The organism is Pseudomaricurvus sp. (assembly GCF_965662505.1).
Taxonomy (GTDB): domain Bacteria; phylum Pseudomonadota; class Gammaproteobacteria; order Pseudomonadales; family Cellvibrionaceae; genus Pseudomaricurvus.
This window is the reverse complement of record NZ_CBFIHX010000084.1, coordinates 1-16098: the sequence shown is the minus strand read 5'-3', so window position 1 is coordinate 16098 and position 16098 is coordinate 1. Positions and strand designations below refer to the sequence as shown.

Sequence of the window (16098 nt, the reverse complement as noted above, 5' to 3'; positions counted from 1 at the left end):
CGTTGCCTTGAAGATTGTCAATGAACCGCTGTAAAAATAAACTGCTCTAACGAACTGCTTTAACAAACTGTGTTAAAAAATTCGGCAGCAACCTTCTCACAGGGTTCATTGATTACACATCAAGGGGTTACTTCCACAAATTCCACTTTTTGTGGGCAAACACCAAACCAGCGACTGCCACCACCGCAATTGCGAGCAATGTCCACAGCATATGCTCCATATCGTGGGCAGCACCGACATCACCACTGTGCCCCGGGTGCGCCAACGCCAACGGCGACAACACACCCAATAGCAGAATCGCGATCGCTTTTTCCATTCTATAATTACACATTATGTACAACTCCTAACCTTCAATTTGATCAATTTACTATTTTATACCACAGCCTTGGCCGGCGGAATTTCACGCTCTGGCAGCATCCCGTCTTCTACAATAAAGCGAATAATGTCATCGATTCCCTGACCCGCCTTCAAATTGGAAAACACAAAGGGACGGCTGCCGCGCATTTTCTTGCTGTCTTCGTCCATCACCTCCAGCGAGGCTCCCACCAGAGGTGCCAGATCGGTTTTGTTGATGATCAGCAAATCCGACTTGGTGATACCCGGCCCACCTTTGCGAGGTATTTTATCTCCCGCTGACACATCAATCACGTAGATGGTGAGATCGGATAGCTCCGGACTAAACGTTGCACTGAGATTATCACCGCCACTTTCCACAAAGACCACATCCAGATCACCATGACGTCGTAACAGCTCATCAATGGCCGCAAGATTCATGGACGCATCTTCACGAATTGCCGTGTGTGGGCAACCACCGGTCTCAACACCAATGATACGGTCTTCACTCAGCACCTCATGGCGGGTTAAAAACTGTGAATCTTCCTGGGTGTAAATATCATTCGTCACCACCGCAATGTTGTAGTAATCCCGCATCGCTGAGCACAGCGTGCGCAGCAGTGCGGTCTTTCCCGATCCAACCGGGCCGCCAACACCCACCCGCAATGTTTGTTTGGGTCGAGCCTGTTGTTGCTCATCTTGCAATCGGGAGGCTCCGTGTGCCTGTGTCATACTTCTCTGTCCTTTCATTTTTTACAGTATCGCATCCGTCTGGATGCAGCATTATGATCGAAACAATCTGGTGTATTGGGTTTCGTGCAGCATGCTGGAAATTGCCAGAGCAGGAAGGCTGGCTCCCAGATCGTCGTCTTCCAGTGACTGAGCGCAAGCGATAGTCTCGGGAACATGCTGTTGCAATTTACCCAGCAGTTGTTGTGATTGAGTTTGTCCCAGCGGTATCAACTTGGTTGCCGCTGCCACCTGGTTTTCCAACCAGGACCAGGCATACCCCAGCATGGCGGATTCCAACTCGACCTGCCAGGCATGAGCCGCACCTGCAAAAGCCACCACAAAACTGATGTCTTCCGGGCCGCCGGCGCCATTGTCAGACAGTTCAAGTTGTATCCCCAGATTGGGCAACAACCGCATTAAAGCCTCACCCATCGCAGTGTCTGTCAGACGCAGCTCTCTGGTTTCACGACAAGCCAACGCCAGTTGATTCCAGTGCTGAAGACTTTCTGATTGAGACGCTTGCAATTCCCGCTGAGGCTTTTTTACTGTCCGCTGAGGCTCCTGTAAATCTCGCTGAGGCTCCTGTAATTCACGCTGAGGCTCTTGCGATTCTGACTGGGCGGTACAGGTTTTATAAGCCCGCAATTAAATCGGCAAATCCACTCGCGCCAGAGCATCGTGAATTTGTAATTCCAGCCAGGCTTCCGCACTGTCTACAGAGTCTACCCAACCGGCTTCGATAGCGTACTCCAGCCCCTGAGAAAAAGCATAACCACCCACCGGCAAGCTGACGCTGCTCAACTGCAGCAATCGCAACAGCCCCGTATCAGTGGTGGTGATGGCCATGACTGTAAGCTCCTGACTCGGGGACAAAGACGGCCTCTACATGCTCAACGGTCAAACCCAGCAAGATTAACATCTCTTCCAATACGTGATCCTGAGTCATTTGCAACCAGCGGTCGCCCACTTGCAGCTTCACGTGACGATTCCCCAGGTGATAACAGGCGCGGCTAAAGGTATGCCAGTCATCACACTCGGCGCGGGTTACCGGTTCCACTGCACCCTGTACCTGAACATACTTGCCACAATCGGCTTTCAGAATTTCTCCCACCAACAGCGGCTTTCCTCTTTCCAGAAACACACGCACTTCCACCCCAGCGGTGGAGGTCGTTTTCAATCGACCTTTGTCTCGCTGTTCCTGAGTCAGCACAATCACTTCATCGTGTTGTGTATCGGGCATCAATCCCAATCGTTCATAGATATCCAAAAAACCTCTTCCTTTTTTACTTCAAGAAAAATTGGCGACCCTACTATTTAAGTCGCGTACTAAAACAGGGTATAGCGTTGTGCCAACGGCAGCTCCTTCGCGGGTTCACAGGTCAGCAGCTTGCCATCCGCTCGTACTTCATAGGTTTGCGGATCGACTTCAATGTCTGGCAACCAGTCGTTGAGAACCATATCGCTTTTGGTCAAGGCCCGGGTATTGCGACAGGGCAACAACTGCCGCTGCAATCCCAAGGTCTCAGCTACGCCGGCATCAATGGAAGCCTGTGACGCAAAGGTGAACGACGTCTTGGCAACCGCCAGCCCCATCGATCCAAACATGGGTCGGTAATGCACTGGCTGCGGTGTCGGAATGGACGCATTGGCGTCCCCCATCGGTGCTGCCGCAATCATTCCGCCTTTCAAAATCAGGGCTGGCTTGATTCCAAAAAAAGCGGGTTTCCACAAAATCAGATCCGCCAGCTTGCCCACTTCTATCGATCCCACCTGGTCAGCAATACCGTGAGCAATCGCCGGATTAATAGTGTATTTTGCCACATAACGTCGGGCGCGAAAGTTATCCGCTCCGCCAGCATTGGGATTACCCACACTGTTCGGCTGTCCCGCTTCGTCTTCTTTCAGTGGGCCACGCTGAATTTTCATCTTGTGTGCGGTCTGCCAGGTGCGAGTCACGACTTCACCCACCCGGCCCATGGCCTGTGAGTCGGACGAAATCATACTGAACGCACCGAGATCGTGAAGAATATCTTCCGCGGCAATGGTCTCTTTGCGGATGCGGGAATCCGCAAAGGCAACGTCTTCAGGAATACTGGCATCCAGATGGTGACAGACCATCAACATATCCAGATGTTCATCAATGGTATTGACGGTATAAGGCCGGGTGGGATTGGTTGATGATGGCAACACATTCGGATAAGCACAGGCTTTGATAATGTCGGGCGCATGACCACCACCGGCTCCCTCGGTGTGATAGGTGTGAATAACCCGATCCTTAAAGGCGCCGATGGTGTCATCAACAAAGCCGGATTCATTCAGGGTGTCCGTGTGGATCGCCACCTGCACATCGTATTTGTCCGCCACGGTTAAACAACAGTCGATGGAAGCCGGAGTCGTCCCCCAGTCTTCGTGGAGTTTCAAACCACAGGCGCCTGCCATCAACTGTTCTTCCAACGCTTCCGGCAAACTGGCATTGCCTTTACCCAGAAAGCCAAAATTCATCGGCAGCGAATCGGTAGCCTGTAACATCTTCCCAATGTTCCAGGGTCCCGGCGTGCACGTGGTGGCATTCGTGCCCGTCGCGGGTCCTGTGCCACCGCCAATCATGGTGGTCACGCCAGACATCAGCGCTTCATCAATTTGTTGCGGACAAATAAAATGAATGTGGGCGTCGATACCACCCGCTGTGAGGATGGATCCTTCGCCGGCGATCACTTCGGTGCCGGGACCAATGACGATGTCGATGCTGTCCTGAACATCCGGGTTACCCGCTTTGCCGATCGCGACAATCCGACCCTCATTGATACCCACATCGGCTTTGACAACGCCCCAGTGATCGAGAATCAACGCATTGGTAATCACCAGATCCACGGTGTCGAAACAGGAGCGTTGTGACTGCCCCATGCCATCTCGAATCACCTTGCCACCACCGAACTTCACTTCATCTCCGTAATGGGTGAAATCCTTTTCAACTTCGATCCATAACTCGGTATCGCCCAAACGAACCCGATCTCCGACCGTGGGTCCGAACATGTGGGCATAACTGTGTCTGTCCATGGTGGTCACGATACTGCTCCTCCGTTATCGGTTTCCTGAGTCCCCGCAACGGGAAGTGTGCCCATCACCTCACCGCGGAAACCGTAGATTTTACGCTCACCGGCAAAGGCCACCAACTCCACCTCTCGCCCCTGACCCGGTTCAAAGCGCACCGCCGTCCCGGAGGCAATATTTAAGTGAAACCCCATCGCGCTTTGTCGATCAAAGGACAGTGCAGGGTTAACCTCCGCAAAGTGGTAATGGGAGCCAATCTGTACAGGGCGGTCTCCGGTATTTTCCACTCGCAGCTTCCGCACTTCTCGCCCGGGGTTGAGCACAATATCACCCGCGGCGGTTTGAATCTCTCCAGGCTTCATGGCAAGTACTCCTCTCTGTACTGTGAGTGATCAGTTAATAGGATCATGAACCGTCACCAACTTGGTACCATCGGGAAAGGTCGCTTCGACTTGAACTTCACTGATCATTTCTGCAACACCGTCCATGACCTGATCGCTGGTGAGAACTTTCTTGCCTTCACTCATCAATTGAGCGACGGTTTTTCCTTCCCGCGCACCTTCGATGATTTCCATGCTGATCAACGCCATCGCTTCCGGATAGTTCAACCGCAACCCTTTCGCCAAGCGACGCTCGGCCAATAACGCAGCGGTAAACAGTAATAATTTGTCTTTCTCTCTGGGCAGTAATTCCATGCTTAATATCCTAAACGTACGTCTGTCCGGACAGTATTTCGCTATCCGAAAAATAAATTCTAGGTCAACCAGATACGAGGCGGACAGGCTTGACGCCCAAGCAACTCTGGTCTTAACGCCTGCCACCACTGTTCGAAAAGCTGACGTGCTTGCTCTGAGCAGTCGCCTAAATAACGTCCAACGACAAAATCACCCACCTGGCTGAGACCAGCCAACACGTTACCACCCTGCTTGAGAACGGCCTCGGAATGTTGATGATTTTGTTCGGCAATCCATTGAGCTCGTTGCTGACTGGCAGCAGACTTGGCAGAGAAGGGAGACTCTTCCGGGAACGGCCCTGCGACAAAAACCCCGTTGATCGGTTTTGATTGCATCCCTACCATCGCCTGATACAAGCGTCGCGTTTGGGCATTCAGCTGAAACTGCTCGATAAACACCGGCTTGCCTTCACGAATCACGCTGAGTCGTTGCGACACTTCTGCCTCGGCCGCGTCCAGATCACAGGCTGGCAGACCTAATGACGTCACCTCCCAACCGATAAAACGCGCGCCGGCTTCCAGTTCGACACGAGTTTCCAGGCGGGTGCGGGCATTGGGGAAAATAATGGTTTCCAGTGGCAGCCACTCAAGCGTGGCATCTGCCCCCAGCCGAAAGTGATTCACCTGATGCTGCAAGGTACGATCTGCGCGGGCGCGGTAGACACGCCCGGCGCCTGGCGTGGTGAGCAGCGCCTGTCCCTGCTCTTCCACATCAACATCCAGCTGCAGACGATCACCGGACACCAAACCACCCGGGGGGTGCAGAATATAAAGATGGGGCAATTCTGCCCCTTCTGGATAAAACGGTTTTTGCACATACAGTGGCCCGTCGTGCTCATTGTGAACAAGACGAGTGCCACGCGCTCCAGACTTCAAACCCAGACTGAGACGTGCATGCCAGCGGGAAGGGGCTGATTCATCGGCGTCAGCGCCGCTGGTTGATTCGTTTTCTAAAACGGCGGTTAACGCAGTATTCACATTTATACGGCCAAATGCTGTTTAATCAAATCGTCGTTGAGATTTGCCATTTTATCACTGGCAACAACGCGTCCTTTTTCCATCAAGCGGAATTCTTCCCCCACCCGACGAGCGAAGCCCAGTTTCTGTTCTACCAGGATGACAGTCAAGCCATCTTCCTGATTCAGTTTTAAAATAACGTCGCCGATCTGTTTGACAATATTGGGTTGAATCCCTTCATTGGGCTCATCGAGAATCAGCACCTTTGGATCAATTACCAGAGCCCGCCCAATGGCCAGCTGTTGCTGTTGCCCACCGGAGAGATCGCCCCCCAGACGGTTTTTCATGTCTTTGAGCACCGGAAACAACTCGTAGATCTTTTCCGGGATGTCTTTGGTTTTTTCCTTGCGGCAGGGCAAACCGGTGCGCAAGTTCTCTTCGACGGTCATCAACGGAAAAATGTGTCGCCCCTGAGGCACATAACCAATACCCATATGGGCGCGGGCATCCGCAGGGCGCCCCTGGATTGGCTTGCCTTCAAATTCGATGCTGCCACTGGTGACCGGCAGGAGTCCCATTAAGGCATTCAACAACGTAGTCTTACCCACACCGTTGCGCCCCATAATGCAGGTGCAGGAACCTTGTTTGATATCGAGATCCAGATCCCAAAGAATCTGAGTGCCGCCGTAGTGTTGGCTGACTTTATTGATTGCAATCATGCTTCCTCTCCAGCCTCTTCACCCAGGTACACCTCTATCACATCCTGATTATTTTGCACTTCGTCCATCGTGCCTTCCGCCAGCACCGTACCCTGATGCAATACCGTTACGGTTCGGGCAATGCTGCGGACAAACTCCATGTCGTGCTCAACAACAATCACCGTTCGGTCCCCCGCCAGTGACGTCAGCAGCTCCGCGGTACGCTCGGTCTCCTGAGCGGTCATGCCGGCAACCGGTTCATCAATCAATAATAGTCGCGGATCGGATGCCAGCAACATGCCGATTTCAAGCCACTGTTTCTGGCCGTGGGATAATGCGCCAGCCTGCATAAAACGCTGCTCTTTTAGCCCGATCAACTCGAGCACATCATCAATGCGATCGAGATCTTCAGAGCTCAGTGACGCTCTGAGGGTATACCAGATACCCTTGTCGGCTTTCAGCGACAACTCGAGATTGTCAAAAACTGTGTGAGCCTCAAACACCGTGGGCTTCTGAAACTTGCGGCCGATCCCCAATTGAGCGATTTCCGGCTCGGATCGCTGCAGTAAGTTGATGGTCTGACCGAAATACACACTGCCCTGATCGCATTGTGTCTTACCGGTGATCACATCCATCAGCGTGGTTTTACCCGCACCGTTGGCACCAATCAAGCAACGCAGCTCACCGTCTTTTACGTAGAGGTTCAAGTCATTCAAGGCTTTGAATCCATCAAAGCTGACGCTTAAACCTTCCACATACAGAATCATATTGTGGGACACATCCACCGCCGATTCCGTATCGACCAGAAATGGCCAAACCTGATCCCGTCGGAACATATCCCGGGTTGCGTCTAATACCGTCATGCTGACGCTCCTTTCGTAATCTGATCACCTTTTGTAGTCTGATCACCTTTAGCCTGATCACTGTTGTCCTGACCATTACCACCATTGCCTTGATCGCTGTTGCCCATGGACTCGACACGCTTTTCAATAAACCCGGCAATACCTTTGGGCAGGAAGACGGTCACCAGGACAAACAGAGCCCCCAGTGCGAACAACCAGCCATCAGGCATGATGGCAGTAAAGCGGGTTTTGGCGTAATTCACCAAGATAGCGCCAATGATCGCACCATAGAGGGTACCCCGCCCGCCTAACGCCACCCAAACCACCACTTCAATAGAGTTGATCGGTGAAAACTCGCCGGGATTGATGATGCCAACCTGCGGCACATAGAGCGCTCCGGCTACCGCAGCCAACAGTGCCGAGTAAACAAACAGCCATACCTTATAGCGCTCGGTGCGATACCCCATGAATCGGGCGCGAGCTTCGCCGTCGCGAATGGAGACAATCACGCGACCAAAGCGAGAGCTCATAATGAAATGACTGAGCACATACGCCAGCATCAGCATCAGAGCGGTTATGGCAAACAACGCCACCCTGACGGAATCCGATTGCAGACTGAAGCCCAAAATGTCTTTGAAGTCGGTCAAGCCATTGTTGCCGCCGAAACCCATTTCATTGCGGAAAAAAGCCAGCATCAGTGCGTAGGTCAGTGCCTGCGTCATAATGGAAAGATAGACGCCGGTAACCCGTGACCGGAATGCCAGCCAACCGAATACAAACGCCAGCAGACCCGGTACCGCCAAAGCAATTAACATGGCAAACCAAAACTGATCCATACCAAACCAGTACCAGGGCAGCGAGTCCCAACTGAGGAATACCATAAAGTCGGGCAGCTCCGGATTACCATACACACCGCGATCACCGATCTGACGCATCAGATACATGCCCATGCCATAACCGCCCAGCGCGAAGAAAGCCGCATGGCCAAGGCTCAGCACACCACAGTAGCCCCACACCACATCAACAGCCAGTGCCAACAAGGCATAACACAGGTATTTCCCCAGTAGCGTGATGGTATAGGTACTCACGTACAAAGGTGAGTCCGGCGACAGCCAGAGGTTGGCGGCTGATGCCAGTATGGTGACGGTAAACAACACAACAACCACCAGCACCGTAGTCTTTGAAGAGAACCCGGACGTTAAACTGCCTGCTGTTGGCGCCTTTCTGTCAGTGAACCATTTCATTAATGCATTCATTCAGCCGCCCTCCCTTTTTGCGGAAAGAGGCCTTTGGGTCGTTTCTGAATAAACAAAATAATAAACACCAAGATAATAATATTTGCTAACACCGCGCCGGTTTCCGGCTCGAGAAATTTATTGGCAATGCCCAGAGAGAAGCTGCCCACCAGAGTGCCCAGCAAATTGCCGACGCCACCAAACACCACAACCATAAAAGAGTCGATAATGTAGGACTGCCCCAGGTTCGGCCCAACGTTGGTCAATTGGCTCAACGCCACACCCGCTACACCTGCAATACCGGAGCCCAAACCAAACGTCATGGAGTCGACCCGCTCTGTTTTGATGCCCATCGCCTTGGCCATGTTGCGGTTTTGCGACACCGCTCGAACATTCAAACCCAGGGAAGTTTTTTTCATGATCAGCATCAGCACCCCAAAAACGATCAGAGAAAAGATCAAAATGGATAAGCGGTTATAGGTCAGTGAAAAAATTGGATTCAATTCAATTGAGCCACTCAACCATTCGGGCGTCGACACCTGACGATTCAGTGGGGAAAAGATGGTTCGCACCAGTTGCTGCAGAATCAGACTGATACCGAAGGTTGCCAACAAGGTTTCCAGTGGACGCCCATGGAGAAAACGAATCACCGTCCGCTCAATAACCACACCGACACTTCCAGACACTAAGAACGCCGCGGGGATCGCCACCAGGATGGTCCACTCCAGATGATTTGGCATGAGCAGTTGCACCACATAGGTGGTGTAGGCACCCAGCATGATCATCTCGCCATGCGCCATATTGATCACACCCATCACACCGAAGGTGATGGCCAGACCGATCGCGGCCAATAGAAAGACCGACCCTAAACTTAAACCAAAAAACAGCTTTTCCATCAGTCCATAAAAGCTGATTTTCTCATCAATCGCTTGCAAGGCACTTTCTGCCTCAGCTCTGACGGCGGCATCCGACTCCCTAAACACGCCCTCGGAATCTTGAGCAACCAGCGTCGAAAGAAGATTGCGAACTGGGGTTTCCAGACGTCCTGATAAAGTCGATACGGCTGCAACACGTTCTTCGGAATCGGTTGATGTGGTAACGGTGTTCATGGCTTCGCCAATACGCAACAGATCCAGAACCTCCTGATCCTGCTCTTTTTCTGCAGCCTCGCTAAATAAAGTCACCGTTTCTGGTGAAATTCCAGACAGCATGGTTTCCACTGCCGCTTTGCGCTCAGCTTTCTCACCAAACAGTAACTGAATACGCGCTATGCTTCCTCTAAGCTGTTTGCGAAGCTTGTTATTAACCCTGACTTTTTTCAGGCCTTTGCTCGACTGCCCCTCGACCAGCTCGCCACTGAACACCGAGTAAACGGTTTCTTCACCCTGATCATTATCGTTAACCCGATAAAGCTGCAGAGTCTCTTTGTGATAGTACAGGTCACCACCTACCATAGTTTGGTAGACCGGCAACATCTCTCGACCAGACTGCTGGTCCAGCTGTTTTATAATTTCTGACTTTTCTCTTAAGTTTGCCGTTGCCAGATCTTTAAACAACTGATCCACCTCGGCGGAGATCTGTACGGAATACTCTTCAGAGATTTCTGGACTGCTCTGCTGTGCATAAAGCCAGGAGCTACTGAATATCAGAGCTAGCGACAACGCTATCCCGATCAACTTTTTTGTCTGCTTCACTGAAAAACCTCATGACGGCAAAACATTAGTCTCGGAAACACGAATTTACAAACATGGATCTTCGACCTTTAACAGCACTGCCCAAACTCGAAACGGGTTCAGGCAGTGCAGATTTCTCAAATCATGAACAACTTAACTGACACATTCTTTTATCAGTAGTTTTGACCTGAGCAGGTTTTGGTTTCGGTGTTGTAATTGCCACACTTAATGGGAGCAGTCCAATCGGCAATCAGGTCTTTCGATCCTGGCAAGTAATCGGACCAGGCATCGCCATCCACCAAACCCTCGGTGTTCCAAACCACTTCGAACTGACCATCATCCTGGATTTCACCAATCAGAACCGGCTTGGAAAGATGGTGATTCTTATTCATCATCGCCGTACCACCGGTCAAGTTAGGTGTGGTGATGCCGATCATGGCTTGCTCAACTTTATCCACATCCGTGGTTCCGGCTTTTTCTACAGCCTTCACCCACATATTAAAACCGATGTAAGTTGCTTCCATTGGATCGTTGGTTACACGCTTGTCATCTTTGGTGTACGCATGCCACTGTTCAATAAACGCTTCGTTCTCAGGCGTGTCGACGCTTTGGAAGTAGTTCCACGCGGCCAAGTGACCAACCAATGGTTTGGTATCAATGCCTGACAACTCCTCTTCACCCACAGAGAACGCGACAACCGGAATGTCTTCGGATGAAACTCCCTGGTTTGCCAGTTCTTTATAGAAAGGCACATTGGCGTCACCATTGATGGTTGAAACCACAGCGGTGGCTTTACCGGCGCTACCGAACTTTTTAATGTCCGATACGATACTTTGCCAATCAGAATGACCAAACGGGGTGTAGTTGACCATGATATCTTCTGGCGCTACGCCTTTTGCTTTCAGGTACGCTTCCAGAATTTTGTTGGTGGTACGTGGATAAACGTAATCCGTGCCTGCTAACACCCAACGTTCAACGCCGAGATCATTCATCAGATAATCCACTGCCGGCACCGCCTGCTGATTGGGCGCAGCACCTGTGTAGAAAACATTTTTCGAGGACTCTTCACCTTCATACTGAACGGGATAAAACATCAGGCCGTTCAATTCCTCAATTACTGGCAATACTGATTTACGGGAAACCGAAGTCCAGCAACCAAAGATCACATCCACCTGGTCTTTGGAGATCAATTCGCGAGCTTTCTCCGCAAACAGAGGCCAGTTAGACGCGGGATCAACCACCACCGCCTCCAGCTTTTTGCCCATCACGCCACCTTTTTTGTTCTGCTCTTCGACCATCATCAGAACCGTGTCTTTCAGCGTGGTTTCACTGATGGCCATGGTGCCTGACAGCGAGTGCAAAACACCTACCTTGATCGTATCGGCAGCCAGTGCCATATAGGAGAACGCGGATGCGCCTACGCTCAACGCTAATCCTGCTGCAATTTTTTTCAATTTCATAATTCTTATTCCTTCAATGAATGTTGGAAAAATTAAATCTGGATTTGCACACCAAACGTCAGTGCATTTACATCAGATCCAGCGTAACCGCTGGCATTTGCGTCACCATCGACATAGTTGAGATTCAAGCGCGCATTGTGACCAGAGATCACGTAGTTCAAACCAACCTCGGTAGAATCACTGGTTTCCGCATCGCTGGGATCGTTTTCCACATAGCGCACGTAAGGCTGGAATTTACCTGGACCCACGTCGGTACCAAACAGGAATGCGGCGGTGGCAAAGTAAGAGGTGCCGTCAAACAGACAGAAACAGTCGCCTGCCGCAACCGGAGGTGTTGCCAGAGTGTAATCCGCATCAAAATCTTTATACTCACCCTCGATGGTCAGAACATTGCCACCGTCAAAGACGGTTTCGGACAGCACATCGAAGGTGTAACCGGTAAAGTCACCCGCTTCACCCGCAACACCGACGCCATCACTTTGCGTCTGGAAAGAAACCGCTGCGGTCAGAATATTGCCCAGACCGCCGTAGTAGGTTGAGCTGGTGTAGTAACCGGGGTTGTCTTCCATGTTGAGGAAGTTGTAGGCAAAGCGACCGGCAAACAGCAGGTTATCGGATTCATTGGCTCCGCCTTCCAGACCGTCAAATGCACCAACAGCGTATTGAAACTTACCCAGCTTGCCCCAAACGGTGACGCCCTCATCGCGACCAATACGGCCCGCTTCACCGCCCTGATCCGATGCGTACAACGGCTGTCGATATTGATTCCAACTGAGGGCATAAAACGGGCCACTCATTTCGATCCGGTCCGCTGGCGTCAGCATACGACCGGCCCAGACATTAAAAGCTGGGCTTAACTCAAACTGGGCAATGGCATCCAGAACTTCAACATCCTCGCCATCCAGTTTTTCGGTGTTAAACGTAAATTTGATGTATTCGTGAATCTGACCTGCCATATACAGACGCATATTAGTAACGGCGAAGTCATTGCTGCGATCTTCCCCATTATCGGCACCGTCCTCTACGGATTCGTATTGAGCCCGCAGACCAGCCCCTACGCTGACCCATTTGGTGTCATCAATTTCAATTTTCCCACCCGCCATGGCCGGTGAAGACAGACACGCAACGCCCAAGAGGCCGGCTGACATGCCCGCCCTTACACTCAAGCTGCGATTAAACAGCCCAATCAGTTCCTTTTTCATAGCGATACCCTGTGACCCATGATTTTTGTTGTGTAATAGAAGTTTTTTCAGAGTCTCTATTTATTCACAGGGAGGGAATGGCCACCATGAGCCAATCGACTCACGGAGGTACGTCAAATGACGTAGTCGGTATCACGGCTGCCCTTTTTGCCAGAGGATCCGTCCGTGAAGATCCATAGCTGCTGTCTTCCATAATCTGTTACATTTTGTCCGCCATAATCTGTTACATTGAGGGTCTTATCAGGATCTTTTCCGCCCACTCTTAACCACACTCAGGTTTACCTTGTATGCCACTACCCAAGCTGTTCTCTCAACTGCAACAGTTAGTCGCCAGCCCCTCTGTGAGCAGCTACAGCGACAAATGGGATATGCCCAACCGACCGGTGATTGAACTGCTCGCCACCTGGCTCGACGAACTGGGCTTCCAAACAGAAATTATGGAAGTACCGGGTGGCGGAGGTCGCAAGTGCAACCTGATTGCGACGCTGGGAACGGGGCCCGGCGGCCTGGTTTTGGCCGGACATACCGACACCGTCCCCTACGACGATTTCCAGTGGCAAAGTGACCCGTTTACGCTCACGGAAAAGGACAATCGCTGGTTTGGTTTAGGGGCTACTGATATGAAAGGCTTCTTCCCGATCGCCATTGAAGCCGCCAGAGCGTTTGCCGACACGCCACTGAAGCAACCACTGATTATTCTCGCCACCGCCGATGAAGAAAGCTCCATGAGTGGCGCCCATGCGCTGGCAGAACTGGGACACCCCAAAGCCCGCTACGCAGTGATTGGCGAACCCACAGGCCTGGTGCCCATCCGTATGCACAAAGGCATCATGATGGAGAAGGTCAGTATTGAAGGACTCGCAGGGCACTCGTCCAACCCGGCACTGGGCAACAATGCTCTGGAATCCATGCATCAGGTGATGTCGGAATTGATGAACTATCGTCGTCATTTGCAGCAGCGTTACCACAATCCGGGGTTTACCATTCCCGGACCCACATTAAATCTGGGGTGCATCCACGGCGGCGATAACCCCAACCGCATTTGTGGTCACTGTGAGCTTCAGTTTGATTTACGCGCTATTCCGGGCATGGATAACGACGAGCTGCGTCAGGAAATCGATACCCGACTGCAAGCTATCGCGACGGATACCGGCGTCAAAATCAGCAGAGAGACCCTGTTTGGTGGCGTTCCTGCCTATGAAGAACCCGCCAATTCCGCGCTGGTTCAGGCCGCGGAACGCTTAACCGGCAACAGCGCCAGCAGTGTCGCCTTTGCGACCGAGGCTCCTTTTATTCAGAGTCTGGGGATGGAAACCATTGTGATGGGGCCCGGGCATATCGATCAGGCTCATCAGCCCAATGAATACATACCCACAGAGCAGATCAAGCCCGCCGTTGAAACCCTGAAAGGCCTGATCCGGCAGTTTTGTTTATAATGCCTAAAACATCTATTAACACTAGAGTAAAAACAAGCACTACAGCAGAGTAAAAACTAACACTACAGCCAAAACTATCACTACAGCTAAAGTTACAAATACAACTACAACTGCCTCAAGTTGATGGTTAATCGTTAACAGGCATAAGGCATCGCCTTTTTTTGCATAAGGACTTATCGTGGACACGCCTCAAGGATCCGAAACCAAAGACTATGTGAAATGGTTTCGCCAGTCATCGCCGTACATCAATGCACATCGCAACAAAACGTTTGTGCTGATGCTGCCCGGTGCGGCCATGCAGAGTGATAATTTTCACAACATCATTCACGACATTGCCCTGCTTAACAGCCTGGGCGTGCGCTTGGTACTGGTTCACGGAGCTCGTCCGCAAATTGATGCCCGCCTGGGGCTGGAGCACTCAAACTCAGACTTTCATGAACAATGGCGCGTCACAGACGCAGCCCAAATGACCAGTGTCAGTCAGGCTGTTGGCGAAGTGCGCTTCGCCATCGAAGCCGCACTGTCCACAGGCCTGCCCAACTCGCCTATGCACGGCGCGCACATTCGGGTGGTGGGAGGCAACTTTGTCACAGCCAAGCCCATTGGCGTGATCGACGGTGTCGACCTTCAACACACCGGCAAAGTACGCAGAATTGATAACAAAGCGCTGCACCAGGCGCTGGACAGCGATGCCATCGTGGTGGTGTCGCCACTGGGCTATTCCCCCACCGGCGAGCTGTTTAACCTCAGCTTTGCCGAGATCGCCACTCAGGTCGCCAGTGCACTGCAGGCTGACAAACTGATCGCGTTCACTTCAGAAACCGGCTTTTACGATCAAGATGGCAACCTTTGCCGTCAATTGAGCCTGTCTGAATGCGCCCAGCAACTGACTCAACTGGAACAGGATCACGATCGCTCCCAATCATTGCAGGCCTGCTACGACGCTTGCCAGCAGGGTGTCCCACGGGCTCAGATCATCAGTTACCAACAGGACGGGGCTCTGTTGCAGGAGCTGTTTACCCGTGACGGGTCGGGCACGCTGGTACATCGCGATGACTATGAATTGATTCGTCAGGCGACCATTGACGATGTCGGTGGCCTGCTGGAATTGATCGAGCCTCTCGAGCAGCAGGGTGCACTGGTCAGACGTTCCCGTGAGTTGCTGGAAAGCGAAATCGACCGTTTTACCATCCTTGAGAAAGACGGCACCATCATTGCCTGCGCCGCACTCTACCCATTTGGAGCTGCGCCGACGACCGCAGAGCTCTCCTGCGTGGCGACCCACGGCGAATACCGCAAGGGCGGCAGAGCCAAGCTGGTTTTAGACGCCATCGAAAGCAAAGCCCGCAAACAGGGCATCCGCGAGCTGTTCGTACTCACCACCCAAACCGCTCACTGGTTTCTGGAACAGGGTTTCGTGGCGGCAAATCTGGATCGCTTACCGGCTGAAAAGCAAAGCCTGTACAACTTTCAGCGCAACTCCAAGGTTTTCATCAAAGCCCTTTAATCCTTGCTGTGAGCTGCTATCCTGCCCGCATCGGCCGAGGCATTCAAACGGGGTAAAACCTGTTAAAATGCCCGGTCAGTTCTACGATATTTCGTATTTCATCAGTTTTAACGGCAAAGAGGTTTCACACATGCCCGTCTACCGCTCCAAGACTTCCACTGCCGGCCGCAACATGGCCGGTGCCCGCGCACTCTGGCGTGCCACTGGCATGAAAGATGATGACTTTCACAAGCCCATTA

17 protein-coding genes are annotated in these 16098 nt (G+C 51.9%); 2 read left to right on the top strand and 15 right to left on the bottom strand.

All coding sequences use genetic code 11. From position 1 onward, the window contains the following. Window positions 1-127: 127 nt before the first annotated feature. From ACTG33_RS11940 to ACTG33_RS11870, 15 genes are all read right to left on the bottom strand, one after another. Window positions 128-331: a hypothetical protein gene (locus ACTG33_RS11940; protein ID WP_439135443.1), complete on the bottom strand. Its 204-nt coding sequence runs from the start codon at window positions 329-331 to the stop codon at window positions 128-130. Window positions 332-372: 41 nt separating this feature from the next. Further along, window positions 373-1065: an urease accessory protein UreG gene (gene ureG, locus ACTG33_RS11935; protein ID WP_439135442.1), complete on the bottom strand. Its 693-nt coding sequence runs from the start codon at window positions 1063-1065 to the stop codon at window positions 373-375. A 51-nt stretch (window positions 1066-1116) separates the two neighbouring features. After that, on the bottom strand, window positions 1117-1710 hold the full coding sequence (locus ACTG33_RS11930; RefSeq protein WP_439135441.1) for an urease accessory protein UreF: 594 nt from the start codon (window positions 1708-1710) through the stop codon (window positions 1117-1119). After that, a complete protein-coding gene (locus ACTG33_RS11925; RefSeq protein WP_439135440.1) occupies window positions 1711-1911 on the bottom strand; it encodes an urease accessory protein UreF in 201 nt (66 codons plus the stop codon). Then, on the bottom strand, window positions 1892-2332 hold the full coding sequence (locus ACTG33_RS11920; RefSeq protein ID WP_439135439.1) for an urease accessory protein UreE: 441 nt from the start codon (window positions 2330-2332) through the stop codon (window positions 1892-1894). Before ACTG33_RS11920 ends, ACTG33_RS11925 begins: the two co-directional genes overlap by 20 nt. Before the next feature lie 59 nt (window positions 2333-2391). Continuing rightward, window positions 2392-4122 carry an urease subunit alpha gene (gene ureC / locus ACTG33_RS11915; protein WP_439135446.1) on the bottom strand — a complete coding sequence of 577 codons (1731 nt, stop codon included), beginning with the start codon at window positions 4120-4122 and terminating at the stop codon, window positions 2392-2394. 5 nt (window positions 4123-4127) lie between these two features. Continuing rightward, entirely contained in the window at window positions 4128-4478 is a 351-nt protein-coding gene (locus tag ACTG33_RS11910; RefSeq protein ID WP_439135438.1) for an urease subunit beta, read from the bottom strand. Between the two features lie 30 nt (window positions 4479-4508). Next, the gene (locus ACTG33_RS11905) at window positions 4509-4811 is read right to left on the bottom strand and encodes an urease subunit gamma (protein ID WP_439135437.1); all 303 of its coding nucleotides are present in this window, start codon (window positions 4809-4811) and stop codon (window positions 4509-4511) included. Between the two features lie 59 nt (window positions 4812-4870). Continuing rightward, entirely contained in the window at window positions 4871-5827 is a 957-nt protein-coding gene (locus ACTG33_RS11900; protein ID WP_439135436.1) for an urease accessory protein UreD, read from the bottom strand. A 2-nt stretch (window positions 5828-5829) separates the two neighbouring features. Beyond that, window positions 5830-6525: an urea ABC transporter ATP-binding subunit UrtE gene (gene urtE / locus ACTG33_RS11895; protein WP_439135435.1), complete on the bottom strand. Its 696-nt coding sequence runs from the start codon at window positions 6523-6525 to the stop codon at window positions 5830-5832. After that, window positions 6522-7271: an urea ABC transporter ATP-binding protein UrtD gene (gene urtD / locus ACTG33_RS11890; protein WP_439135445.1), complete on the bottom strand. Its 750-nt coding sequence runs from the start codon at window positions 7269-7271 to the stop codon at window positions 6522-6524. Before urtD ends, urtE begins: the two co-directional genes overlap by 4 nt. A gap of 92 nt (window positions 7272-7363) precedes the next feature. After that, window positions 7364-8602, bottom strand: coding sequence for an urea ABC transporter permease subunit UrtC (gene urtC, locus ACTG33_RS11885; protein ID WP_439135434.1), 1239 nt, complete (start codon window positions 8600-8602; stop codon window positions 7364-7366). After that, window positions 8599-10275, bottom strand: coding sequence for an urea ABC transporter permease subunit UrtB (gene urtB, locus ACTG33_RS11880; protein ID WP_439135433.1), 1677 nt, complete (start codon window positions 10273-10275; stop codon window positions 8599-8601). The genes urtC and urtB overlap by 4 nt, the downstream gene beginning before the upstream one ends. Before the next feature lie 152 nt (window positions 10276-10427). Then, window positions 10428-11714: an urea ABC transporter substrate-binding protein gene (gene urtA / locus ACTG33_RS11875; protein ID WP_439135432.1), complete on the bottom strand. Its 1287-nt coding sequence runs from the start codon at window positions 11712-11714 to the stop codon at window positions 10428-10430. 32 nt (window positions 11715-11746) lie between these two features. After that, window positions 11747-12916, bottom strand: coding sequence for a hypothetical protein (locus tag ACTG33_RS11870; protein WP_439135431.1), 1170 nt, complete (start codon window positions 12914-12916; stop codon window positions 11747-11749). Between the two features lie 287 nt (window positions 12917-13203). Here ACTG33_RS11870 and argE point away from each other — a divergent pair, with 287 nt between their 5' ends. Both argE and argA read left to right on the top strand, forming a co-directional pair. After that, window positions 13204-14352, top strand: coding sequence for an acetylornithine deacetylase (gene argE / locus ACTG33_RS11865; protein ID WP_439135430.1), 1149 nt, complete (start codon window positions 13204-13206; stop codon window positions 14350-14352). Window positions 14353-14527: 175 nt separating this feature from the next. Then, on the top strand, window positions 14528-15859 hold the full coding sequence (gene argA, locus ACTG33_RS11860) for an amino-acid N-acetyltransferase (RefSeq protein ID WP_439135444.1): 1332 nt from the start codon (window positions 14528-14530) through the stop codon (window positions 15857-15859). The last annotated feature ends 239 nt before the right edge of the window (window positions 15860-16098 follow it).

Coding starts and splice junctions, on each gene's coding strand:
- urtD (WP_439135445.1), bottom strand. CDS start 7,271: ATGATTCTGTATGTGGAAGGTTTAAGCGTCAGCTTTGATGGATTCAAA.
- urtA (WP_439135432.1), bottom strand. CDS start 11,714: ATGAAATTGAAAAAAATTGCAGCAGGATTAGCGTTGAGCGTAGGCGCA.
- ureC (WP_439135446.1), bottom strand. CDS start 4,122: ATGGACAGACACAGTTATGCCCACATGTTCGGACCCACGGTCGGAGAT.
- urtE (WP_439135435.1), bottom strand. CDS start 6,525: ATGATTGCAATCAATAAAGTCAGCCAACACTACGGCGGCACTCAGATT.
- ACTG33_RS11925 (WP_439135440.1), bottom strand. CDS start 1,911: ATGGCCATCACCACCACTGATACGGGGCTGTTGCGATTGCTGCAGTTG.
- ureG (WP_439135442.1), bottom strand. CDS start 1,065: ATGACACAGGCACACGGAGCCTCCCGATTGCAAGATGAGCAACAACAG.
- argE (WP_439135430.1), top strand. CDS start 13,204: ATGCCACTACCCAAGCTGTTCTCTCAACTGCAACAGTTAGTCGCCAGC.
- ACTG33_RS11910 (WP_439135438.1), bottom strand. CDS start 4,478: ATGAAGCCTGGAGAGATTCAAACCGCCGCGGGTGATATTGTGCTCAAC.
- urtC (WP_439135434.1), bottom strand. CDS start 8,602: ATGAATGCATTAATGAAATGGTTCACTGACAGAAAGGCGCCAACAGCA.
- ACTG33_RS11905 (WP_439135437.1), bottom strand. CDS start 4,811: ATGGAATTACTGCCCAGAGAGAAAGACAAATTATTACTGTTTACCGCT.
- ACTG33_RS11870 (WP_439135431.1), bottom strand. CDS start 12,916: ATGAAAAAGGAACTGATTGGGCTGTTTAATCGCAGCTTGAGTGTAAGG.
- ACTG33_RS11940 (WP_439135443.1), bottom strand. CDS start 331: ATGTGTAATTATAGAATGGAAAAAGCGATCGCGATTCTGCTATTGGGT.